The organism is Aminobacterium colombiense DSM 12261 (assembly GCF_000025885.1).
GTDB classification, from domain to species: Bacteria; Synergistota; Synergistia; order Synergistales; family Aminobacteriaceae; genus Aminobacterium; species Aminobacterium colombiense.
The window spans coordinates 1,095,298-1,118,113 of the sequence record NC_014011.1 but is presented as its reverse complement, the minus strand read 5'-3'; the positions used below and the strand labels follow the sequence as shown (position 1 = coordinate 1,118,113).

At 45.2% G+C, this 22,816-nt stretch carries 24 protein-coding genes and 1 tRNA gene; 19 read left to right on the top strand and 6 right to left on the bottom strand.

Features of this window, described 5'->3' with window-relative positions:
• Nucleotides 1-36 precede the first annotated feature (36 nt).
• The gene (locus tag AMICO_RS05520; RefSeq protein ID WP_013048466.1) at nucleotides 37-312 is read left to right on the top strand and encodes an HU family DNA-binding protein; all 276 of its coding nucleotides are present in this window, start codon (nucleotides 37-39) and stop codon (nucleotides 310-312) included.
• Nucleotides 313-344: 32 nt separating this feature from the next.
• Here the strand turns inward: AMICO_RS05520 and rsmA are convergent, their stop codons facing one another.
• From rsmA to nifJ, 3 genes are all read right to left on the bottom strand, one after another.
• Nucleotides 345-1,175 (bottom strand): 16S rRNA (adenine(1518)-N(6)/adenine(1519)-N(6))-dimethyltransferase RsmA, encoded by an 831-nt coding sequence (rsmA, locus tag AMICO_RS05515; RefSeq protein ID WP_013048465.1) that lies wholly within the window; start codon nucleotides 1,173-1,175, stop codon nucleotides 345-347.
• Nucleotides 1,176-1,259: 84 nt separating this feature from the next.
• Nucleotides 1,260-1,337, bottom strand: a tRNA-Pro gene (locus AMICO_RS05510).
• 132 nt (nucleotides 1,338-1,469) lie between these two features.
• A complete protein-coding gene (gene nifJ / locus AMICO_RS05505) occupies nucleotides 1,470-5,030 on the bottom strand; it encodes a pyruvate:ferredoxin (flavodoxin) oxidoreductase (protein WP_013048464.1) in 3,561 nt (1,186 codons plus the stop codon).
• A gap of 373 nt (nucleotides 5,031-5,403) precedes the next feature.
• Here nifJ and trmB point away from each other — a divergent pair, with 373 nt between their 5' ends.
• From trmB to coaD, 4 genes are read left to right on the top strand one after another with little or no spacing between them, the layout of a single operon-like run.
• The gene (trmB, locus tag AMICO_RS05500) at nucleotides 5,404-6,351 is read left to right on the top strand and encodes a tRNA (guanosine(46)-N7)-methyltransferase TrmB (protein WP_169302803.1); all 948 of its coding nucleotides are present in this window, start codon (nucleotides 5,404-5,406) and stop codon (nucleotides 6,349-6,351) included.
• Nucleotides 6,348-6,746 (top strand): tRNA (N6-threonylcarbamoyladenosine(37)-N6)-methyltransferase TrmO, encoded by a 399-nt coding sequence (gene tsaA / locus AMICO_RS05495; protein WP_013048462.1) that lies wholly within the window; start codon nucleotides 6,348-6,350, stop codon nucleotides 6,744-6,746. The genes trmB and tsaA overlap by 4 nt, the downstream gene beginning before the upstream one ends.
• Nucleotides 6,743-7,252 carry an RsmD family RNA methyltransferase gene (locus AMICO_RS05490; RefSeq protein ID WP_013048461.1) on the top strand — a complete coding sequence of 170 codons (510 nt, stop codon included), beginning with the start codon at nucleotides 6,743-6,745 and terminating at the stop codon, nucleotides 7,250-7,252. Before tsaA ends, AMICO_RS05490 begins: the two co-directional genes overlap by 4 nt.
• A complete protein-coding gene (gene coaD, locus AMICO_RS05485) occupies nucleotides 7,249-7,749 on the top strand; it encodes a pantetheine-phosphate adenylyltransferase (RefSeq protein WP_013048460.1) in 501 nt (166 codons plus the stop codon). The genes AMICO_RS05490 and coaD overlap by 4 nt, the downstream gene beginning before the upstream one ends.
• On the opposite strand, the gene AMICO_RS05480 is transcribed toward coaD, so the two are convergent.
• Nucleotides 7,746-8,981, bottom strand: a complete 1,236-nt coding sequence (locus AMICO_RS05480; protein ID WP_013048459.1) for a tRNA(Met) cytidine acetate ligase — start codon at nucleotides 8,979-8,981, stop codon at nucleotides 7,746-7,748. The genes coaD and AMICO_RS05480 overlap by 4 nt on opposite strands.
• Before the next feature lie 97 nt (nucleotides 8,982-9,078).
• Here AMICO_RS05480 and AMICO_RS05475 point away from each other — a divergent pair, with 97 nt between their 5' ends.
• The 14 genes from AMICO_RS05475 to AMICO_RS05410 all read left to right on the top strand — a co-directional run bounded on the left by AMICO_RS05475 (nucleotide 9,079) and on the right by AMICO_RS05410 (nucleotide 20,304).
• Entirely contained in the window at nucleotides 9,079-10,275 is a 1,197-nt protein-coding gene (locus tag AMICO_RS05475; protein ID WP_013048458.1) for an acetate/propionate family kinase, read from the top strand.
• Nucleotides 10,276-10,299: 24 nt separating this feature from the next.
• On the top strand, nucleotides 10,300-10,869 hold the full coding sequence (locus tag AMICO_RS05470) for a YceD family protein (protein WP_013048457.1): 570 nt from the start codon (nucleotides 10,300-10,302) through the stop codon (nucleotides 10,867-10,869).
• 20 nt (nucleotides 10,870-10,889) lie between these two features.
• Nucleotides 10,890-11,096, top strand: coding sequence for a 50S ribosomal protein L32 (gene rpmF, locus AMICO_RS05465; protein WP_013048456.1), 207 nt, complete (start codon nucleotides 10,890-10,892; stop codon nucleotides 11,094-11,096).
• 160 nt (nucleotides 11,097-11,256) lie between these two features.
• Nucleotides 11,257-11,835: a transcription factor FapR gene (fapR, locus tag AMICO_RS05460; RefSeq protein ID WP_013048455.1), complete on the top strand. Its 579-nt coding sequence runs from the start codon at nucleotides 11,257-11,259 to the stop codon at nucleotides 11,833-11,835.
• Nucleotides 11,836-11,853: 18 nt separating this feature from the next.
• A complete protein-coding gene (gene plsX, locus AMICO_RS05455; RefSeq protein ID WP_013048454.1) occupies nucleotides 11,854-12,852 on the top strand; it encodes a phosphate acyltransferase PlsX in 999 nt (332 codons plus the stop codon).
• A gap of 7 nt (nucleotides 12,853-12,859) precedes the next feature.
• Nucleotides 12,860-13,858, top strand: coding sequence for a beta-ketoacyl-ACP synthase III (locus AMICO_RS05450; RefSeq protein WP_013048453.1), 999 nt, complete (start codon nucleotides 12,860-12,862; stop codon nucleotides 13,856-13,858).
• 10 nt (nucleotides 13,859-13,868) lie between these two features.
• Entirely contained in the window at nucleotides 13,869-14,816 is a 948-nt protein-coding gene (locus AMICO_RS05445) for a nitronate monooxygenase (protein ID WP_013048452.1), read from the top strand.
• Between the two features lie 18 nt (nucleotides 14,817-14,834).
• On the top strand, nucleotides 14,835-15,788 hold the full coding sequence (fabD, locus tag AMICO_RS05440) for an ACP S-malonyltransferase (protein ID WP_013048451.1): 954 nt from the start codon (nucleotides 14,835-14,837) through the stop codon (nucleotides 15,786-15,788).
• A 1-nt stretch (nucleotide 15,789) separates the two neighbouring features.
• The gene (fabG, locus tag AMICO_RS05435; protein WP_013048450.1) at nucleotides 15,790-16,530 is read left to right on the top strand and encodes a 3-oxoacyl-[acyl-carrier-protein] reductase; all 741 of its coding nucleotides are present in this window, start codon (nucleotides 15,790-15,792) and stop codon (nucleotides 16,528-16,530) included.
• A 46-nt stretch (nucleotides 16,531-16,576) separates the two neighbouring features.
• Nucleotides 16,577-16,828 (top strand): acyl carrier protein, encoded by a 252-nt coding sequence (acpP, locus tag AMICO_RS05430; RefSeq protein ID WP_013048449.1) that lies wholly within the window; start codon nucleotides 16,577-16,579, stop codon nucleotides 16,826-16,828.
• A gap of 105 nt (nucleotides 16,829-16,933) precedes the next feature.
• Nucleotides 16,934-18,172, top strand: coding sequence for a beta-ketoacyl-ACP synthase II (fabF, locus tag AMICO_RS05425; RefSeq protein WP_013048448.1), 1,239 nt, complete (start codon nucleotides 16,934-16,936; stop codon nucleotides 18,170-18,172).
• Nucleotides 18,173-18,176: 4 nt separating this feature from the next.
• Nucleotides 18,177-18,899: a ribonuclease III gene (gene rnc / locus AMICO_RS05420; protein ID WP_013048447.1), complete on the top strand. Its 723-nt coding sequence runs from the start codon at nucleotides 18,177-18,179 to the stop codon at nucleotides 18,897-18,899.
• 21 nt (nucleotides 18,900-18,920) lie between these two features.
• On the top strand, nucleotides 18,921-19,466 hold the full coding sequence (gene pyrR, locus AMICO_RS05415) for a bifunctional pyr operon transcriptional regulator/uracil phosphoribosyltransferase PyrR (protein ID WP_013048446.1): 546 nt from the start codon (nucleotides 18,921-18,923) through the stop codon (nucleotides 19,464-19,466).
• Nucleotides 19,450-20,304 (top strand): hypothetical protein, encoded by an 855-nt coding sequence (locus AMICO_RS05410; protein WP_013048445.1) that lies wholly within the window; start codon nucleotides 19,450-19,452, stop codon nucleotides 20,302-20,304. Before pyrR ends, AMICO_RS05410 begins: the two co-directional genes overlap by 17 nt.
• On the opposite strand, the gene AMICO_RS05405 is transcribed toward AMICO_RS05410, so the two are convergent.
• Nucleotides 20,301-21,497: an MFS transporter gene (locus tag AMICO_RS05405; protein WP_013048444.1), complete on the bottom strand. Its 1,197-nt coding sequence runs from the start codon at nucleotides 21,495-21,497 to the stop codon at nucleotides 20,301-20,303. The two genes, AMICO_RS05410 and AMICO_RS05405, sit on opposite strands and share 4 nt — an antisense overlap.
• Before the next feature lie 75 nt (nucleotides 21,498-21,572).
• Entirely contained in the window at nucleotides 21,573-22,619 is a 1,047-nt protein-coding gene (gene selD / locus AMICO_RS05400; RefSeq protein WP_083775780.1) for a selenide, water dikinase SelD, read from the bottom strand.
• Nucleotides 22,620-22,816: the final 197 nt, after the last annotated feature.

Genomic DNA, 22,816 nt, shown 5'->3' with positions numbered 1-22,816 from the left:
TTTATATTAAATTAAAAGAAAAGGAGGTAATTAAGGGTGACAAAGACAGATCTTGTTAACGCAGTAGCTAAAGCAACAGGGCTGAACAAGCGCGAGGCAGGTGCCGCAGTAGGTGCGGTGCTGCAGGCTATTGAGAATTCTCTGGCCAAGGGTGATAAAGTACAGCTTGTTGGTTTTGGTACCTTCGAGGTTCGCGAAAGAGCGGCTAGAGAAGGAAGAAACCCTCAGGATCCTAAAAAAGTCATTAAGATTCCAGCGAAGAAGGTTCCCGTCTTTAGGCCAGGCAAGGCTCTTAAGGAAAAAGTGGAATAGGAATTTTTGTTTTATTATTAAAGAAGAGGCCCCTAAAAGGGGCCTCTCTCTTTTTCAATGCTATTTAACATATGCCAGAGTTCAAGCCACTGTTTTCCTGTAAGATTCTCTGCCCGAAGGGAGGGATTGAAATGGAGGGCAGAAAAGGCATCAATAAGGTGGTTTTTGCTGACGCCATTTCGAGAGGCAGAGTTAATCAGTGTTTTCCTCCTCTGGGCAAAGGAAGCCCGAAGGAGGGTCCTCCAGTTTTTCTGCCGGGGCAGATCAAAGTTCCTTTGTACCTTTATCTCAATTACAGCGGAATCTACTGCAGGTTGAGGATAAAAAGCCTGAGGCGGAACCTTCCTTAATATTTTTCGTTCTCCCATAATCTCAAGGGTGATCCCAAGGGGATATCTATCCTTGGTATTAGGGGAAGCGTTTAAACGAAGAGCAGCTTCTCGCTGAACCATTAAGATCATCGAATGTAAACCTTTGCCAGCAAAGGCTTCTAGAAGCCTCCAGATAAGAGGTGTTGTTATATTGTAGGGGATATTGGCGACAACCTTAGTTGGGGCAGCTGGTAATTTGGTTTCGTAATCAAAAGTAACCGCGTCATCCCAGATAATAGAAAGCCTCGGTCTGAATTCTTCTTCTAGAGGGTCGAGATGAGTGTGAAGTGTCTTATCGATTTCGAGGGCAAATATACGGCTGCATGGAGAAAGAGCGAGCTCTCTTGTTAAAACCCCTTGACCGGCCCCTATTTCCAAAAGAATGTCAGACTCATCTATGGCAGCCCATTTAACTATCTGCCCTAGAATATTTCTATCCGTAAGAAAGTTTTGCCCTAAACTAGATTTGTGTTTAAATGTTTGATCCTTCATATAACTTTCGTTGCCCTTTCTAAACTAAAAACCATAATGTCTACAAAACAAAAAAGCGGGGTAAATACCCCGCTTACTTATCCATGGTCGGGACGAGAGGATTCGAACCTCCGACCACCTGCACCCCATGCAGGTGCGCTAGCCAGGCTGCGCTACGTCCCGATGACTTGGGTATTTTACCTAATATACCAGTGAAGGTCAAGCTTTCATGGCGTCTTTCTATTATACATTCTCTGTAAAGCAATAAAAAAGGCCGCCCGCTGAGGAACGGCCTTTTGCTTGATTATTTATGGGTTATGCTTCTGTTTTAACAGCTTCTTTTCCCATTTCAGCAAGCTGTTTGTAAGATTCATATCTATCCTTGGCGTCTTCCGCCGCCTTCTCGAAGAGAGACTCAGCGACATCCGGGAAGGATTTAGCCAGAGAAGCGTATCGAACCTCGCTCATAAGGAACTCTTTGAAGTCTGCCTTGGGTTCCTTGGAGTCAAGAACGAAGGGGTTCTTGCCAGCTTCTTTGAGGAGCGGGTTGAAACGATACAGGTGCCAGTATCCCGCCTCAACAGCCTTTTTCTCCTGAGCCTGGGATTTGCCCATGCCAACCTTAATGCCGTGATTGATGCATGGAGCGTAGCCGATGATGAGGGAAGGTCCGTTATAGGCTTCAGCTTCAGTAATAGCCTTCATAAGCTGGTTCTTATCTGCTCCCATAGCTACCTGGGCAACATAGACATAGCCATAGGTCATGGCGATATGGCCGAGGTCCTTTTTCTTGACCCTCTTGCCGGAAGCAGCGAATTTAGCTACAGCGGCGGTAGGAGTGGCTTTTGAGGACTGTCCGCCTGTATTCGAGTAAACTTCAGTGTCGAATACAAATACGTTTACGTCTTCGCCAGAGGCGAGAACGTGGTCAAGTCCGCCAAATCCGATGTCATATGCCCAGCCGTCGCCGCCGAAGATCCACACAGACTTTTTCACAAGATAGTCTTTGCTCTCGGCTATTTTGGCGAGCAGCGCATTTGCTTCGGCGTTTCCAAGGTCTTTGTCAAGAATGGCATAAACCTTTTCAGCTGTCACCTTGGACTTATCTCCGTCATTTTTATTTTCAAGCCACTCTTCAAAAACAGCTTTAACATCCGCGGGGATGTCAAGGGCGAGCAGTTTTCTGACACTTTCCGCAAGGGCCTTCACGCTGTTCTTGACGGAAAGATACATGCCGTATCCATATTCAGCGTTATCTTCGAAGAGGGAGTTGCCCCATGCTGGGCCCTGACCCTTTGCGTTCTTTGTGTAGGGCATGCTTGGAGCAGAGCCGCCCCAGATGGAGGAGCAACCTGTGGCGTTAGCGATGAGCATGCGATCACCGTAAAGCTGGGTGATCAGTTTGGCATAGGGTGTTTCTCCGCAGCCAGCACACGCGCCGGAAAACTCGAACAGCGGCTGAGAGAACTGACTCCCCTTCACAGTGCTCTTGTTGGTGAGATGTGACTTGTCTGTTACTGTGACAGAGTAATCCCAGTTGGGAACTTCCGCCTCTGTCTGAGAGGCGAGAGGTTTCATTTCAAGAGCGCTTACGGGGCAGATGTCTACGCAGTTTCCGCAGCCAAGGCAGTCAAGGGAAGAAACCTGCATGCGGAAGGAAAGTCCCGCAAATTCTTTGCCCTTGGCTTCAACTGTAGCGAAGGTCGCAGGTGCATTTTTCTTTTCTTCTTCATCAAGAAGAACCGGGCGGATGGCTGCGTGGGGGCAGACCATAGCGCACTGGTTGCACTGGATGCATTTGTCTTTGAGCCACTCAGGAATATTAACGGCTACGCCGCGTTTTTCGTATGCGGATGTCCCTGAGGGGAAGCTACCGTCTTCTCTGCCTAAGAATGCGCTGACAGGAAGTTTGTCGCCTTCCTGGCGGTTGATAACGTCACAGACGTTTTTAATGAAATCAGGTCTGTCGCTATCTTTGCTACAGCCACAGCAGCTCTCTTCTGCATTTTCCCAGCTTGCAGGAACGTCTATTTTAATAAGGGCGCCTATTCCTGCATCTACTGCTTTGTAGTTCATCTCAACGATCTTTTCACCCTTCAGACCATATGTTTCTAAAATGGCATCCTTCATATATTTCACGGCATCGTCAAGAGGAATGACTTTGGCCAGTTTGAAGAAGGCTGACTGCATGATCATATTGATTCTGTTGCCTAGGCCAATTTCCATTCCGAGGTCAATGCCGTTTAGTACGTATAGTTCTATTTCATTTTCGGCAAGATATTTCTTTACATTTCCAGGAAGGTTCTTTTCAAGTTCTTCTAAGGTTGTCCACTGGGTATTAAGAAGGAATGTCCCGCCTTTTTTAAGACCGGCAAGAACGTCGTAAAGGTAAACGTACTCCTGTTTGTGGCAAGCGATGAAGTCCGCTTCGTCAATGAGATAGGTAGAACGAATCGGTTTTTTCCCGAAACGAAGGTGGGAGATCGTTACGCCGCCAGATTTTTTAGAATCATAGGCGAAATATCCCTGAGCGTACATGTCAGTGTTATCGCCGATGATCTTAATGGAGTTTTTATTAGCGCCTACAGTACCGTCAGAGCCAAGTCCCCAGAACTTGCAGCGGATGGTTCCTTCAGGAGCTGCATTAATGTTTTCGTTCACTTCAAGGGAAGTGTGGGTTACATCATCAACGATACCAATGGTAAAGTGGTTTCTGGGCTCATCTGCCTTCAGATTATCAAATACTGCCTTGATCTGTGCTGGAGTAGTATCTTTAGAACCAAGGCCATAGCGGCCACCAACGATAACCGGTCTATCTGCTCTATCGTAGAAAAGCGTACAGACATCTTCGTAAAGAGGTTCGCCAAGTGCGCCCTGTTCTTTCGTTCTGTCGAGTACGGCAATTTTTTTGACTGAGTTGGGAAGAACGTTGAAGAAGTATTTTGCGGAGAAAGGTCGATACAGGTGTACAGCTATAACTCCCACTTTCTCTCCTCTTGCGTTAAGGTAATCCACTGTTTCTTCTGCAGCCATGCAGGCTGAACCCATAAGAACGATTATGCGGTCTGCGTCAGGTGCTCCGTAGTAGTTAAAGGGATGATATTCTCTTCCTGTTATTTTTTTTATTTCCTGCATGTAGCCTTCAACGATGTCAGGAAGGTCTGTGTAGAATCTGTTTGCCGCTTCTTTGGCCTGGAAGTAAATATCTGGGTTCTGTGCGGTACCTTTCTGATAAGGACGCTCCGGGTTTAACCCACGGGCTTTAAAGCGTTTTATCGCATCCCAGTCAACAATTTTAGCCAGATCGTCATAGTTCATAACTTCGACTTTTTGAATCTCATGAGAAGTCCTGAACCCGTCAAAAAAGTTAACGAAGGGAATGCTTGCCTTAATGGAAGCAAGGTGTGCAACTCCTGTCAGGTCCATAACTTCCTGTACACTACCAGAAGCGAGGAATCCGAAACCGGTAGCGCGGCATGCTGTCACGTCGCTGTGGTCACCAAAGATTGAAAGAGCGTGACCTGCTACAGCCCTGGCAGTAACATCAAAAACCCCCGGCAAAAGTTCGCCGGCAATTTTATACATGTTGGGAAGCATTAACAAGAGTCCCTGTGAAGCTGTGAAGGTTGTCGTTAAAGAACCTGCCGAAAGAGAACCGTGTACTGCACCTGCTGCGCCAGCTTCTGATTGAAGCTCAACCACATCAACTGTTCTGCCAAAAATATTTTTCAAACCATGTGCTGCCCACTCATCAATCTCTTCTGCCATAGGAGAAGAAGGAGTGATGGGATAGATAGCAGCAACCTCAGTGAACGCGTAGGAAACATGCGCTGCCGCGGTGTTTCCATCCATCGTCTTCCACTGCTTAGCCACCATTCATGTACCCCCTCTGTTTTTTTCAATAAAGAGCCCTTATACTTCTGGTATCCCAGAATAATTGTGTCTCTATTGAAATATAATAACAATTAATTGCTAAAAATAAGTTCAGGAGAAGGAAAAACATTTGTAAAAACCCATATTTAAAAACTTTATTTCCATTAAAACGATGGTAAAACCAGACCTTCTTTTGTGTTTGATATTATCATAATGAAAGGTGCTGTCAATGTTGTAGTAGCTACAAAATGTTATAGTAATAACAAATGGTAGATACATTTTCTTAGTATGTCAACGCTGCATTTAATGAAAAGACTGCTATAATTTATTTGCTTTTTTACGAGTGTGAATTAAGGTTGAGGAGGCGTTGATGCCTGTGGATTCAGTAGCGTTAGAGAATGTGATTGTTCGGCCAGAAGGTATAGATATTCCCTTTGACCTATCATCCTATGGTACAGGAAAACATGTGGTAGAAATAGGCTTTGGCAACGGGGAGTTTCCGGTATATATGGCCCGTTCCCATGGGGAAGATACTTTTTGGGGTATAGAGGTTTCTCAGACCTGCGTGTTAAAAGCGGCAAAAAGAATACGAAACCTTGGAATAAAAAATTTATTTCTCATGTGCGGCGATGCGCGTTTTCTGCTTCGAGAATGTTTTCAGGATGAAACTATTCATAAAGTATATATGAACTTCCCATGTCCATGGCCTAAATCCCGCCATGGAAAGCGGCGAGTAACATACTCGGGCTTTGCGGATATGCTTGCCGCCGTTCTTTGTCGTGGCGGTGTTTTTGAACTGGTAACCGACGAAGAGTGGTATGCAGATGAAGTCAAAGCCGTTCTCTCTGATCATCAGGCCCTTGCCCTTTATGCTTACGAGAAGAATCCCCACCGTTCAGTAACTACGAAGTACGAAAGAAAATGGCTTGCCCAGGGAAAAGATATCTTCCTCGTCCAGATAGAGAAGAAAGAAAAATTTACTGTAGATCGCCTCATCAAGGAGGAAAATGTTATGCACACAAAAATTGGAAACGTTACCTGGACTCCCTCTCAACTTCAAGTCCTTAATGGATTAGAGGGGAAAGCGGGGGATTGCCATTGGACCTATAAGAATTATTACATGTCTTCAGGGGAGTCCTTTTTGCTGGAAACAATAGCTTCTGATGGAGGCTTCGAGCAACGCTTCTTTTTAAAGTTAGTTAAAGGGGAAAAAGAGACCCTTATTAAACTTGACCCTAATTGTACTGCTTTTCGTACCCCTGCATTGAAACAATCTATATATTGTCTGGCAGAGCATCTTTCACAGGCAAAGGACCATTCATGAAAGGTTTTGCATTAAGCCCTGTGGGGGTTGTACGATCCTCAATGAAGAATCCTGTTTCTCCTGACATGTTCAAAGATCATGAGTCTCGTATCGTTCTTGATTCCTTCTATCTTCCAGCTTTCGAAGATTTAAAGGATCCACAGGATATTCTGGTTATTTTCCGCTTTCATAGGTCTTCATCCTTTCCTTTTGTGGTCCATCCAAGAGGAGATGCCAGCCGTCCCTTACGGGGGGTTTTTTCCACATGTTCCCCCCGTCGTCCAAATTTTCTTGGGGCTACTCGTTGCCGCCTGGTCAGAAGAGAAGGAGCGGTGCTTGTTGTTAAAGGGCTTGATGCTATTGACGGAACCCCGGTCCTTGACATTAAACCTTTTGTCATGGAGAGTTCCAAATGAAAGATGTTCGTCCCACTTCATCTAAGGTCCTTCAGGCTTTGTTTAATATTTTGGGGCCCCTTCATGGTTTGACCTTCCTTGATCTCTTCGCCGGAACAGGTAGGGTGGGGCTTGAGGCCTATGAGCGTGGAGCGTTTGCTGTGGTTGAAGTGGAATTACTGCAAAAAAGGGCTGCAGCTATCCGTAAAAACATAAGAATAGGCATGGAGAATAACTATATTGTACTTTCTATGGATATTCGAAGGGCCCTCCAGTGGCTAGAGAAGAAAAACTACTCTTTTGATATTATTTTCGCAGATCCTCCTTACGAAGAAGGATGGCCTAGAAAGATCCTTCAGTTGTTAAAAGAGAGAAATTCTATAATCAAAAATGAAGGAGATATTATTATAGAACATTCTATTCATGAACCTCTTGATATACTTGAAGGAGATTTTGTAGTGATTGATCGTCGCACTTACGGAGACACCATACTCACCTTTCTAAAAAAGAAGGAGGCCATTTCATGAGACGCCCCATGCGAGCTGTCTATCCAGGTTCTTTCGACCCCATTACCAATGGGCACATCTACATTGCAGAGCGAGCGGCAGCTCTTTTTGACGAACTCGTAGTAAGTGTGTTGCTTAACCCTCAAAAAAAGGCAACGTTTAGTGTGGAGGAGCGGCAGGCCATGGCGAGAGAGGCTCTAAGCCATTTACCTAATGTCAAAGTGAGTTTCTTTGAGGGGCTTCTTGTAGATTTTTCGCGGCAAGAGAGAAGCCGTGTCATTATACGCGGCCTCCGGGCTCTTTCTGATTTCGAGTATGAATTTCAGCTTGCGCTTATGAATAGGCAGCTTGCCCCAGATATAGAAACCCTTTTTATTGTGACTGACGCAAAGTATTCCTATCTTTCAAGCCATGCCGTTAAAGAGATCTTCCACTTTGGAGGACCCATTCAGGAAATGGTGCCTCCGGGAGTGTATAGGCGGCTTCGAGAACGTTTTCCGAGACCCTTCCATAGTTAATTAAGGTCAAGGAAGGAGCTCTCTGTCTGAAGAGGCTTTGCCTTTATTTCCTGGTTGAATAGAGGAGATGGGACAAGATGCTCCCACAATATGGAGGCAAAGTGTTCCAGTTGTAGGAGCCGGCTTCCAATCCCCTGGGAGGGCGGCATGTGCCCCCTTGTTATAATAGGTAGTGTAGACCTTTTTCTCATATCCCTCAGCATTTTCTGCCCCTTTTGTGAAAATCCGAGTACGCGAATATATTGAGGGCCTAATCGCTGCCATGCTCTGTTCTCCCAATGGGAGATACCTAATAGGTAATGGATTGCGAGGCGCTGGAGCGTCCCCATGGTATAGCGCTTAGAGGTGCCCTTTGAAATGAATTCTTTCCATGAAGAACTCGTGGCAGCTAGCTTGAGAAATAGATTTTCAAGCCCTTCTTTCATTTCCGCCGTACGAGAAATTTCTTCCTGTGAGCTCCGCAGAAGGCTTGTCTGAAGGAAGGGCCAGAGATTTTGGGCAGAAAAAACGATCCTTCCTTCCTCCAAGGTTCTTTCAAGGACCAGACGGGAGTAGAGGGGGAGGGCCATGTGTACATCAGAGATCCTTCCATCACTATATGCTTTTCTGATGGCAGATGCGCTGGCCCATTTGCCGCAGCTCTTTTCATCATGGAAATCCGCCCCCTTCCTCTCTATGGGAAGGGGCTGGAAGGGGTATCCCTTTTTTCTGGAGTGGAGAAGGTAGGCCAGAGCGAGAGAATTGTTGGGGAGAGAAAGAATGGAACCAGATAATGGGATCATTTCATCCATAGCCATTGCTCGCGCTTTTACATATGAGTACCCTTTATCCAGATAACGGCGGAGTTGTCTCTTGAAAGGATCAGGTTCGTGAATTAGAATGTCAAGGATTGCAGACAAATCACTGCAATGATTTTCCATGCCAAAAGATAGATGGGTAACAGTGTGGCATGCTGCCAGAATATCTACCGCTCCTGCGGCGAAAACTCCGGCATTATGGCACGAGAAAAAAACTGGCAGTTCTAAGACAATATCTGCTCCTGCCTGAAGGGCCAGGGCAGTGCGCTGCCATTTATCAATAAAAGAGGGTTCTCCTCTTTGGGTGAAGTGGGAAGAGAGAACAACAACTATTCCTGAAGCTTCTGCTCTTCGAGCAGCCTCTTCCAATTGGAATACATGCCCATTATGCAGTGGGTTATACTCTGCGATGATGCCAACAATGTTGTTGCTCATGGTTTATCACACTTTCTTAAAGTTATATGATCTATATATTTATAAAGATACCCTGTAGAATTCTATCAGGTCAAGAAGAGGGAGGAATCTAGAAACAATGAAAATACTAGTTCTTAATTGCGGAAGCTCGTCTTTAAAGTATCAGCTTTTTGATATGGAAACAGAGGCCGTTCTAGCCAAGGGGCTGGTAGAGCGTATTGGGATTGAAGGTTCTCGTATTAAGCATTCTAAGACTGGAATGGATCCTGTAATTAAAAACATTGAAATTAATAACCACAAAGTAGCTATCAAACATGTACTTGAGGCCTTGCTCAGCACAGAACACGGTGTGCTGAAAAGTCTAGACGAGCTCAATGCGGTCGGACATAGGGTAGTTCATGCGGGAGAGAAGTTCGCCTATTCTGTCATGATAAACAAAGAAGTTATCGATGCTCTTCAGGAATGTGTGCCTCTTGCCCCTCTTCATAATCCGGCAAATCTTATGGGCATCGAAGCTATGCAGGAAGCTCTTCCCAATGTTCCTCAGGTTGGTGTTTTTGATACAGCTTTCCATCAGACAATGCCGGGTCGGGCATTTATGTACGGAGTCCCATATCACTACTATGAAAAGTATAAAGTTCGCCGATATGGTTTTCATGGAACAAGCCATTTCTATGTTTCCTACAGAGCGGCTGAGTTTTTAGGGAGAGATGTTAAAGATCTGAAGATTGTAACATGCCATTTAGGGAATGGAAGTTCCATTACGGCTGTCGATGGCGGCAAATCCATCGACACAAGCATGGGTTTCAGCCCGCTTCCCGGCGTTATTATGGGAACTCGCGCCGGAGATGTCGACCCCCAGCTTCTTACGTTCCTTGCTGAGCAGGAAGATATTGACCCGAAAGCAATGAATCATATTCTGAACAAAGAAAGCGGCCTTCTTGGCATTTCAGGAATAAGCAGCGATCTTCGGGACATAGAAGAAGAAGCGGCGAAGGGAAATAAACGGGCAGAGCTTGCTGAATCCATGCTCTATTACGGCATTAAAAAGTATGTTGGCGCCTATGCCGCAGCTATGGGCGGTATAGATGCGCTTGTATTTACTGCTGGAATTGGAGAAAATAGTGCCAGGGCCAGAGAAATGGTTTGTAAGAATATGGAATTCCTTGGCATTAAGATCGATTCAGAGAAGAATAATGTCCGAGGGAAAGAAGCGGTAATCAGCACCGACGATTCCAGAGTCAAGGTGCTTGTCATCCCCACAAACGAAGAGCTTGTTATTGCCCGTGATACCAGGGATATAGTATCAAAGTAAGAGAAGACGGGAGGATGGTGCAGCATGGCGATAACTGATCTGCCTTCTGACTGGTCGTTCTGGATTCTTCTTCCAGATCGAGAGGAAGGTCCGGAAGTTGTAGATGCTTCCTGGAATGTGGAACTCAAGGAGCCGTTATTTTTTGCTCAGGAAGAATTTACTTTTATTTCTCCATTTCAGGTCAACGCTCATGCGCGCTGGGCTGATCAGTCAGTTATGGTTGAAATAGATCTAGAGGCAACGATTTCAGTTCCCTGTGTTCGCTGTCTTGAGCTAACAGATATTGCATTACGGACGCATTTCATGTATCTTTACTCTTTGCGGGATTTTGTATCGTCAGGTCGTGAACAGGAAGCTGACGAACATATAGTGCTTGTGGATTCTTTAGAAAACAGACTGGATATTACTCCCCAGGTGTGGGAGAGTCTTATTTTAAGCCTTCCGCTCCATCCCCTTTGCAGAGAGGAGTGCAAGGGGCTTTGTCCTATTTGCGGAGCATCTCTTAACGAAGGGGACTGCGGCTGTAACCGCCAGGCTATAGATCCCAGGCTCTCAGACCTGTTGAAAATGAAAGAAGACGATTTGGAAGCTTAAAGAAAAGGAGGGGAACTGATATGGCAACGCCGAAAAGCAGAGTTTCTCATGCACGTACCCATAAAAGAAAAGCAAATTGGCTTGGATCTGCCTCTATGCCAGGTCTTACTACGTGCCCTCATTGCGGTGAAATGATCATGACCTACAGAGCTTGTCCCGAGTGTGGTTATTATCGTAGCCGTAAGGTTATTAAGACAACAGCTGAAGAAACAGTGGAAGAGGCCTAAAAGGCATATATAAAACCCTTAGAAATTTCTAAGAAAGTTTATAACGGAGAGGAAATTGCTCTCCGTTATTTTTTTCTTGACCTCCCTTGAGAAACATATTATACTGACCAAGTCATCAGATCAGATGTTGGTACCTGGTCATAAGTAAGATTGGAGGTCGTTGGTAATTCGTTCAAAAAAGAAGAAACAACGGCAAGGGAAATTATTAAAACTCCTAGAGCAAAATCCGCTTTATACGGATAAAGAATTGGCTGATGCCTTGTCAGCTAGTGTTAGCACTATTCGCCTTGATCGAGCTCTCCTTGGTGTGCCAGAATTGAGAGAGCGCACCATAAATATGGCTCAGCGTGCTACGAGCAAGCTGCGCTCATTAAAACAAAGTGAAGTGGTAGGCGATCTTCTCGAACTTGAGCCCAATAAATGGGCTTTATCAGTTCTTCAGACAAAAAAAGAGATGGCTTTCCGCCATACAGATTATGTATGTGATCATTATATATACTCCCAGGCGAGTTCAATAGCGATTGCTGTCGTTGAAGCAGATATGGTTATAATCGATTCAATGAGAGGCGAGTATAAAAGCCACGCCAAAGTTGGGGACGTACTGATCGCACGCGCTAAAGTCGGTGTTCATAAAGACAACAAATATATAGTCAGTGTCAGGACTCGGGTAGGAGATCAAGAAATTTTTGTCGGCCGTTTTATCGCTGTGGTCATCGACTCCCTCGAGATGAAGAGTTAAGAGGGGAGGCAATTTGCCATGTTGTTGGCTCTTGATGCAATGGGGGGAGACAATGCTCCACATGAGCCCTGTAAAGGGGCTATTTTAGCCTGTAGGGAATTTAGCGATCTTGAAATCATTCTTGTGGGAAATCGTGCACAAATTGAACCTATTATAGATCAGGCGGCTGATGATGTACGCCGAAGACTTTCTGTGGTCCATACGGAAGAATATATTTCCATGGATGAACATCCGAGCAGAAGCATACGACAAAAACGACATTCCAGCCTCCGGCTGGCCATGGAAATGGCTAGAAGCGGTGAAGCCCAGGGGTGTGTTTCAGCTGGGAACACGGGGGCTATCGTTGCTGGTGGTGTTCTTGTCGTAGGTCGTATATCCGGAATTGACCGCCCCGCATTAGGAGTGGCCATGCCGACTCTGAATAAATATACTTTCCTTTTAGATGTGGGAGCTACTGTTCGAGCAAAGCCTATTAATCTTTATCAATTCGCTTTAATGGGTAATATCTACTCAAAATATATCTTAGGGGTGCCTTCCCCAGAAATAGCTCTGCTTTCTAATGGTTCTGAAGATATTAAGGGAGACGAAGTTATAGCAAGCGCAAAGGAAATGTTAAAAGTTAGCTCCTTAAATTTTACAGGATACGTGGAAGGTGACGAAGTTCCTTTCAGTAAGGCTGATGTTGTGGTTTGTGATGGATTTTCTGGAAACGTGGTCTTGAAATTTGCTGAGGGCGTTATTCAGGCTGTTTATTCAATTGCCAAAGAAGAGATGGGACGAAGAATATTGCCTAAAATAGGCATGGTTTTCATGGTCCCCATGCTTAAAAGTTTATGGGGCCGGTTCGATTACGAAAAGCATGGAGGAACACCTCTTCTCGGCGTAAAAGGAGTTGTAATTAAAGCTCATGGCCGTTCGAAAGCCCCAGCTGTTGCGAGTGCGATTAGAGTGGCGAGAAACTTTGTTCTGCAAAAGGGCGTCGAACATATAACGAATGAGCTTCACAAGGAGGTTTAATTATATTATGGGGCAGTTTCATGGTCGTGATGTCGCTATTCTTGGAACGGGAATGTATGTTCCAGAAAAAACATTGACAAACGACGATCTTTCAAAAATAGTCGATACGAGTGATGAGTGGATACAGGAGCGTTCAGGTATTCGGGAGAGACATATCGCATCAGAAGGAGAATTGACAAGCGATTTAGCGTATAAAGCTTCTTTAGCGGCTCTTGAAAAAAGCGGCGTATCACCATCTGAACTAGACATGGTCATTGTGGCGACAAACTCCCCGGATACGGTGTTTCCTGGAGTAGCACCTAAAGTGCAGGGAAAACTAAATGCTTCTCGTGCTGGAGCCTTTGACCTCCAGTCTGGATGCACAGGGTGTGTGTATGCTCTTACTGTGGCTGCAACCGGCATTTCCTGCGGGCTTTGGGACAAGGTTCTAGTTGTGGGAGCAGAAGTGCTTTCCAGAATTATAAATTGGCAGGATCGCAATACGTGTGTGCTTTTCGGAGATGGTGCCGGAGCGGTAGTTCTTGGTTCAGCCCATGCTGGGCAAGGTCGGTTTATCTCATCTGATCTTAGGTCAGACGGAACAAAGTCAGACCTCATTATTTTCCCTGGTGGGGTTGTTGAAAATCCAGCCTCAGAAAAGACCCTTAAAGAGGGTTTGCATTATGTCCATATGAAAGGGAACGAGGTCTTTAAGTTTGTGAACCAGGTTATTCCAACCTTTTTAAAGGAGTTTGTTCGAGCTGAAAATATTCAACCGGCAGAAATCGATTGGTGGCTGTTCCATCAGGCCAATCTTCGCATAGTAGACGGAGTGATGAAGCGCCTTGATGCTGAACCTGAAAAAACATGGATAAATCTTGATCGTTACGGAAACACATCTGCGGCTTCTATTTTTCTTGTCCTTGCCGAACTTTTTGAGAGCGGGCAAGTGAAAAAAGGACATAAAATGGTGTTGACAAGTTTTGGAGCGGGCATGACATACGGCTCTATACTGTATGAGATGTGAGGTGAAAATTTTGGTTTGGGAAAATAGAGTAACGCGAATTCTTGGGGTGAAATATCCACTCATACAGGGAGGCATGGCCTGGGTAGCAAATTCGGCCCTTGCCGCAGCTGTGAGCAATGGCGGAGGGATAGGACTTATCGGGGCAGCTAATATGCCTCCAGAAATTCTCGACCAGGAACTCGTGCGGATAAGGCAGCTTACAGATAAGCCTTTTGGGCTCAATATTATGCTTATGTCTCCTACCGCGGATGATGCACTGGAACTTGCAGAAAAACACCGTGTCCCCATAGTGACCACTGGTGCGGGAAGTCCGGGGAAAGTTATCGATAGATTAAAACCTCTCGGGACGGTAGTTATCCCTGTTGTCGCATCAGTAGCTCAGGCTAAACGGGTGGAAAAACAAGGTGCTGACGCTGTTGTGGCAGAAGGAACAGAAGCGGGGGGACACGTTGGAGATACGACTACGATGGTTCTCGTGCCTCAAGTAGTGGATGCACTTGGAATTCCAGTTATAGCGGCAGGTGGAATAGCGGATGGACGTGGAGTAGCCGCCGCTTTCTGTCTTGGCGCTGAGGGAGTTCAGGTGGGAACCAGGATGGTATGCTGTTCTGAGTGTTCAGTTCATCAGAATTACAAAGAGGCTATTATAAAGGCTCGTGACAGAAGCAATGTAGTAACGGGTAGGCCTACCGGGCACCCTGTACGTTGTCTAAAAAATAAACTAACATCACGTTTTGAAGAACTTGAATCAGCAGGAGCATCAATAGAGGAAATAGAAAAACTTGGCACTGGAAGGCTGAGGGCGGCGGTGGTTAATGGCGACGTTGAGTGGGGGTCTCTTATGGCCGGGCAAAGCTCTGCCATGATCAATGACATTAAACCAGCTGCGGAAATTATACATGCCATGTTTGACGAAGCTGCTGGCGTTATAGCTAAGCTCCCTCATTTTGTGTTTTAGGGAAACGAGGTGTCTACTGTGAGATATGCTCTGGTTTTTCCTGGCCAAGGGGCTCAGGAAGTCGGTATGGGGAAAAGTTTATATGATACTTTTGATGCCGCACGAGACGTTTTTCAAAAAGCTGACCATGCCCTCAATTTCAAATTAAGCCAGCTCATATTTGAAGGACCCGAAGAGAAATTGACCCTTACGGCTTTTACTCAACCTGCTATTTTAACTGCAAGCATTGCCGCATATAGGGTTTTGACAGAGAGCATGGGTGTATCGTTAAAGCCGGCATTTCTTGCGGGACACAGCCTTGGAGAATATACGGCCCTTGTTGCCGCAGGAGCCCTTTCCCTGGAAGATGGAGTTCGCCTAGTCCATTTGCGAGGATCCCTGATGCAGGAGGCTGTTCCTGAGGGTAAGGGGGCAATGGCTGCCCTCATAGGGCTAGAGCCTGATGTGGTCGAAGAGGTTTGCCGAAGGGTTGCTCCGAACAAAGAATGCCAGGCCGCGAATTTCAATTCTCCTGGGCAGGTAGTTATTTCCGGAGAAACATCTTTTGTAGAAAAGGCGGTTGAAGAGGCGAAGGTCCAGGGAGCGCGTAAAGCCGTTATGTTGAAGGTGAGTGCTCCCTTCCATAGCAATTTGATGGTGCCCGTAGCGGATCAGTTGCAAAAGGCTTTTGAAAAATGCCAGTGGAATCTTCCACACTGCCCCATAGTTGCTAATGTTTCGGCCCAGCCTGTTTTTACAGTGGAAGATATTCAAAAGGCACTTTTTCATCAGACCTATAGTCCTGTCCTATGGGCAGATTCGGTTTTATATATGGCTTCACAAGAAGTTGACACTTACCTGGAATTAGGTCCAGGAACAGTTCTGGCTGGACTTATTAAAAGATGCCAGAAGGGGCTGAAAACCTATTCGGCTATGAATGAAGAGGATTTGCGGATTATAGCCGCTCTGTTTAACGAGGGAGGTGCCGCGTAAAATGTCTGGAAGGGTTGCTCTTGTAACAGGAGGTGGACGGGGCATAGGGAGTGCTATTGCACTGGAACTTGCCTCTCGAGGGAATAATGTAGCCATTAGTTATAACAGAAGCGAAAACGAAGCGATGAAAATATGTGAAAAAATGTCAACCTTTGGCGTTAAGAGCCTGGCGGTAAAATGTAACGTTACATTTGCAGATCAGGTAGAGGCTCTGTTTTCAGAGATTGAAAAAGAGCTTGGGCCTGTGGAAATACTTGTTAACAACGCAGGTGTAACCCGGGACAATCTTCTTATGCGCATGAAGGATGATGATTGGGATAGCGTTATTTCAGCCAATCTGACATCCGTATATCGCTGTTCTAAACAGGCCCTTAAGAAAATGGTAAAAGCCAGGTGGGGGCGAATAATTAATATTTCATCAGTTGTAGGGCTCATTGGAAACCCCGGCCAGTCAAACTACTGTGCTTCAAAGGCAGGCATAATAGGCTTTTCAAAGGCTATTGCAAGAGAATACGGAGGGAGGGGCATTACAGTCAATGCCATAGCACCGGGATTTATTGAAACAGATATGACCGCTATCTTGAAAGAAGAGATAAAACAGATTATGCTGTCTCAGATCCCACTGAATAGAGTAGGAATACCCGAGGATATAGCGAAAGCTGCAGCTTTTTTTGCCAGTGATGATGCAGCATATATTACAGGACAGGTGTTAGCCGTCGATGGCGGCATGACCATGTGTTAAAGACATTTTATATTTGAATTAAGAGTTTGGAAGGGGGTGAAAGAGAATGAAGAAAGACGAAGTAATTGCCCATCTGAAAGAAATAATCATCGATAGACTAGACGTAGAAGAAAGCCAGATCGTCCCTGAGGCATCCTTTGTAGAAGATCTTGGGGCAGATTCTCTTGACATTGTTGAGCTCATTATGGGTATAGAGGAAGAGTTTGACATCGAGATTCCTGATGAGGATGCAGAAAAGCTCACTTCCGTAGGGGAAGCTATGAAGTATACCCTCGATAAGCTTGGAGTGGAAGAATAAACACAATAAATGCATCGTAAAGGCCGGAGGGGAAAGATTTTAACATCCTCCGGCCTTCCAAAACAATGAAACGCCCTATCCCTGAACGGTGAGGAGTGACATAATTTGAGAAGGGTAGTTATCACAGGGCTTGGTCTTGTCAGCCCAATCGCGAATGGTAGGGAAAACTTTTGGCAGGCTCTTAAAGAAGGGAAAAACGGAGTTTTACCTTTTTCCACATTTGATGCCAGTGATCTCCCGGTAACCTTTGGCGCCGAGATAAAAGATTTTGACCCAACACTTTGGCTTGACAAAAAAGAGGCAAAACGATCGGATCGGGTAATTCATTTTGCCGTTGCTGCTGCAGATCTTGCAGTTGAGGATGCCCATCTGGATGTAACGAGCCTGGATTCGAATAGATTCGGAGTTTATATTGGAACAGGTCAGGGGGGTATTGAAACCACATTTAACAACTTTCAGACCCTTATTGAAAAAGGACCAAGACGGGTAAGTCCCTTCTTTATCCCTATGATGATCAGTAATATGTCAACGGCCTATGTGGCTATCAGATATGGTGCCAAGGGCCCCAATATGTGTGTTGTTACAGCTTGTGCCACTGGAACGAATAGCATTGGCGAAGCATATTACTCCATATTGCGTGATGATGCTGACATTATTCTAGCTGGAGGGACAGAAGCAGCCCTTCGTTCCATAAGCATAGCTGGTTTTGCGGCAATGAAAGCTCTCTCTACTCGAAATGACGAACCAGAACGCGCATCTCGTCCTTTTGATAAGGATCGTGACGGGTTCGTTATGGGAGAAGGGGCAGGGGTTCTTGTTTTAGAAGAGCTCGAGCATGCCAAAAAAAGAGGAGCTACGATCTATGGCGAGATAGTGGGATATGGCTCTACATGCGATGCGAGCCACATAACGGCGCCAGACCCCCAGGGTGATGGAGCTGTAAGAGCTATGCGCCAGGCCATGCGTCAGGCAAAATGGCTTCCTGAAGATGTAGACTATATCAATGCCCATGGGACATCGACAGAGCTCAATGATAAAATGGAAGCCATGGCAATAAATACTGTTTTTGGCGACCATACGCCGAAAGTTCACGTTAACTCAACAAAATCTATGATAGGACACTGTTTGGGAGCAGCAGGAGCCCTTGAAACCATAGCCGCAATCCAGACAATTGCAGAGGGAGTTATTCATCCAACAAGAAACTATGAAACTCCAGATCCAGAGTGCGCTATTAATGTTGTGGGGACAGAGGCCGTTTCTAAAGATGTCGCCCGTCTTCTCGTTAATAGCTTTGGTTTTGGCGGGCATAACGCAGTTGTAGCAATCCAGAAATTCGAGGGGTAAAATTTTGAAAGGGAGCTTATCAGAGAGGGAGCAATGGTGGCAACGAGAGCTTGCCTCCTTCCAGGAACGGTTAGGGTACCTTTTTTCAAAAAAGGAAATTCTCCAGGAGGCCCTAACCCATGCTTCTTATGCACATGAAAAGGGCCTCCATTTTCATAACGAGCGTTTAGAGTTTTTGGGAGACGCTGTTCTTGAATTAATTGTTTCAGCTAATCTTTTTAACGGATATCCTGATGTTGACGAGGGTACCCTCACTCGATACCGTTCAAATCTTGTTTGCAAAAATGCATTATCAGTATGGGGAAAATCCATAGGGTTGCCACAGATCATCCGTTTGGGAAAGGGCCTAGAACAGCAAGGAGCGAGTGCGTCTATAATTGCTGATACGTCTGAAGCTGTATTAGGTGCAGTTTTTTCAGATGGCGGATTTGCGGCAGCCCAAAACGTTGTGCGGAGATATCTTTTTTTCCAATCGAACATTAACGCTTATGACAAGAATAGCGACCCAAAATCTCTCATACAGGAAGAAACACAAAAAAGAGGTTTAGGGCAGCCCTGTTATGTGGTTATTTCAACAGAAGGCCCCCCTCACATGCCGATTTTTACAGTTCAGCTTAAAATAGATGGGCAGCTTTACGGGAGCGGCCAGGGGCATTCTATTAAAGTAGCGGAAACTCTAGCGGCGCAGCGAGCGTTGAAACAGGTAGGTTTGGGGTGTAAAAAATAACCATTATGGAGGGCCTTGGAAATGCTCAGGGAAAAAGCAATAATTATGAACAGCGACGATATGGAAAGGGTTTTCAAACGAATCGTCAATGAAATTATTGAAAAAAACAGAGGAACAGAGAATATAGCTTTAGTAGGTATTCAAAGACGCGGCGTTTTTTTGGCCAAGCATCTCCAGAATTTGTTTAAAAAACAGGAAAAGGTAAAAATACCTGCTGGCGAACTTGACATAACGCTTTACAGGGATGACCTCACCCTCCTTCATGAACAGCCGGTTGTTCAAAGCACGTCTATTCCCTTCGATGTGAACGGAGCAAAAGTGGTTTTAGTGGATGATGTGATCTACACGGGACGAACAGTCCGCGCTGCCCTCGACGCCCTTATGGATTTAGGGCGCCCATCAGTTGTTCAGCTGGCTGTCCTTATTGATCGTGGGCATAGGGAGCTTCCAATCCAGCCTGATTATTGCGGCAAAAAGGTTCCCACATCTTCCAACGAAATAGTGGAAGTACGTGTAGAAGAAATAGATGGCAAGAATGACGTGGTTATCTGTGAAAAAGAAAGCTAACCCAGGAATTTCTCGGTTTCGAAAGGGTGCGGCAAGATTTTTGCTGTTGCTCTTCTGTCTGTTTTCCTTTTCTTCCGAAGTCTTTGCCATGGACGTATGGATAACTTCTCCATGGCTTTCTGTAGTTGCTAATTTTATGGGAGGTGTTTTCATCAATGTTAAGCCATTAGGCCAATGGGCAGAAGATGGTGGAATAAATAAGCTTTCTATAAAAAAAGTTCCCGCTGGCAGCCATTTTATTGCTTTAGATTATGATGAGGCACTGAAATATGGCATCCAGTCATCTCAGAAGAATCTTTTTGTTCTATATACACATCTGCCTTTTTCTTACGAAGAGGCGGACACATATTTTACAGACCCATCAGTCCTCCCTTTTATAGCACAAAGGATTATGAACATTTTTTCGAGTCTTGATCATGAACATTACTTTTTCTATCAACGTCGGCTGGCCGAGTTCCAAGGGCGTCTTGAGAGTACTGTCCTTCTTGGACGGCAGTTGCTAAAAGGGAAAAAGGTTTTCAACCTCTCCAAGGGCTTCGTTGAGTTTTTACGTGCAGCGCAATGCGAGATTCTTCATCCAGAGGATGAGCTTTGGAAGGAGTGGGCCAAAGGAGACTCTCTGGATGGCCTTAAACAAAAAATCGAGGAATGCCGAAAGAACAACGTCCCGGTGCTATTTGATATGAAAAGCCCGGTCTCTATTCATAAAGTGCTTTTAGAGAGTAAAAGCCTTGGTGTTGTCCTATTGGAATATCCTGATATTGGACAAGATATTATTCTTTCTCTGTACGATCAATACTTGGCGATTTGGAACGCGGCTTCCTCGGGTGGAAGTTAATCAACGTTTTCCACAGTAGATACTTCTTTCTTTTTTATAAGAAAGAGGAAGGGAATTGTGGCTGAAAAAATAAAAACAGCTAACACATGGAAGGGACTGAGAGAAAGAGTTGATTGAACTACAAAACCATTGAGAACTGGGCCGGTCATCAAGCCGAGACTAAAGAAAATGTTAAATACACCCATGGTCCTGCCGCTGCCAAACATGAAACTGTTTTCTGCAGCGATAGCTGCAAGGGATGGCGACGAAAGAGCATGTCCTACGCCGAAAATTACACTTGCCACTGTGAGTCCTATGAAAGTATTGAAAAAAGGAATGATCATAAAAACTATCCCCGAAATGATACCCCCTATGATGATCAGGTTATACCGGGATATCTTGTCTGCGAGTTTCCCGAAATATCTTTGCAGTACACCAGTTGTAAGAGAGTTCAGAGATAATATTATTCCTATTTGTGAGAAGGATAGGGACAAACCGGCCGCCATAAGGGGAATGGCCATGAGCATTGTGCCCCGACACATGGCAAAGCAGAATTGGTAATAAAAACATGTACGAAGGGCAGAGTTCCTTATCATTCCACCAATAGAAGAAAGCATTTGGCCGCTGGAAGAAGGTTTGGCAGTCAGCTCTACGGGGAGTTTTTTGATAACCATAACTAGAGCTAAAGCAGTGAGAGCTGTCATAAAGTAAAAAGGAACATGCCACCCGAAATGGTCTGTAAGGACACCACTGATAAGGGGACCAAAACCAATCCCCAGAAAATGCGCTCCCTGCAAGGTGCCGAAAAAGACTCCCTCTTTACCCTTTTCCGCAATATCCGCACCTATAGCCATAGCAATAGGAACGACAAAGGCGGAGCCAAGTCCGTGGAAAAAACGGATCGTAATAAGGGATTCAGTTGTTTCCGCATGAATATAAGCCAAAGATGCTAGTGAATAGACTAGCAAACCGGCACTTAGCAAACGTTTTCTATCAAAACGTTCTGCAAGTTCACTGCTTAGTATCATTCCCCCAGTTCTTGCAAAAGGGAAAGTTCCGAATATTAACCCCATGAGGATTCCGCTTGCACCAAGCTTTGATGCGTAAATCGGCAAAATAGGGCTGATAACTCCAACTCCGAGCATTGCACAGAAAAGCGCCAAGGAAAGAGTCAATAAAATGTAGCTATGATGAGATGATAAAGTTTTGCGCATAGAGTAGAGCCCCTTTGAAACTCCCTCATTTTAATGAGGGAGTTTAATTAAAAGTCATGCTATAGTCTTATATTACTAAACGTTATGGACAATTTCAATCTGTCCCTGCCCTTTCTTGAAATAACCGATACATTCAGTTTTTTCGAAACCAGCTTCTTTTAAAGCGGCTATCACCGCCGGCACATGATCTTTGTGAACGGAGAGAAGCAATCCGCCTGATGTCTGGGCATCATAAAGCATGTCGACCCTTTCTTCCTGCAAAGTTTCAATTTCGACAACACTATTCTCGTACTGGATTCTGTTGTTATACGTTCCTGCAGGTACGAGCCCGCTCTCTGCCAGCTCTATGACCCCGGGAAGAAGAGGAACATTATGAAGGCCGAGACATAGATTCAGTTCTTTGGTTGAAAGCATATCAAGGGCATGACCTATTAGGCCAAAACCTGTTACATCTGTACAGGCATGAACCTCATCAAGAAGGTGCTGCGGAAGAACAAGGGGAACATTGTTCAGTGTTGTCATCCAGCGTATGGCTTCCTCTGGTCCCATAGGATCTTCGATCATGTCCGCTTTGATTCCAGTAGCTATAACGCCTGTCCCTACCGGCTTTGTCAGTATTAGGGCGTCTTCTGGCATGGATCCTATAACTTGCCATGGATGATCTCTGGACACTTCTCCATACACCGCAAGGCCATATTTAGGTTCATCGTCTTCTACACTATGGCCTCCTACTAGAAAAGCCCCTGCTTCCCTGACTTTTGCGTAGCCGCCTTCCAGAACTTGCCGCAATACCTCTATATCAAGTTTTTTAACAGGGAAGCCCACGATATTTAGGGCCACTATCGGACGTCCACCCATGGCGAAAACATCGCTTATGGAGTTGCACGCAGCGATTTCCCCCCATTTTCTTGGGTTATCCACAATAGGTGTTATAAAATCCAGGGTCAATATGCCAAGACGCTTCTGATCAATGATCCAAAGAGCCGCATCTTCTCCTGATGCCCATGTCGAAATAATACGGTCATCTTTTACGGGAGGGAGATCCCGCAAAATCTTTTCCAGGTCCGCCGGACCTATTTTGGCTGCTCAGCCACTTGTTTTAGAGAGTTCTGTTAATCGCATAGCGCGAAGGCCTCCTTTGATGTTTAAACGCAATAATAATTATAACAAAAAGACATAGCTTTCTTAAAGAGGCACCTCTATTAAAAGGTGCACTTTATATGGTGGATATTTAGTATGTTTTATCTTTACAATTCTTTGGAATAAAAGCAATTACAGCTCAATCAGAATGTTATAATAAAATGCTTGAAGAAAATTAT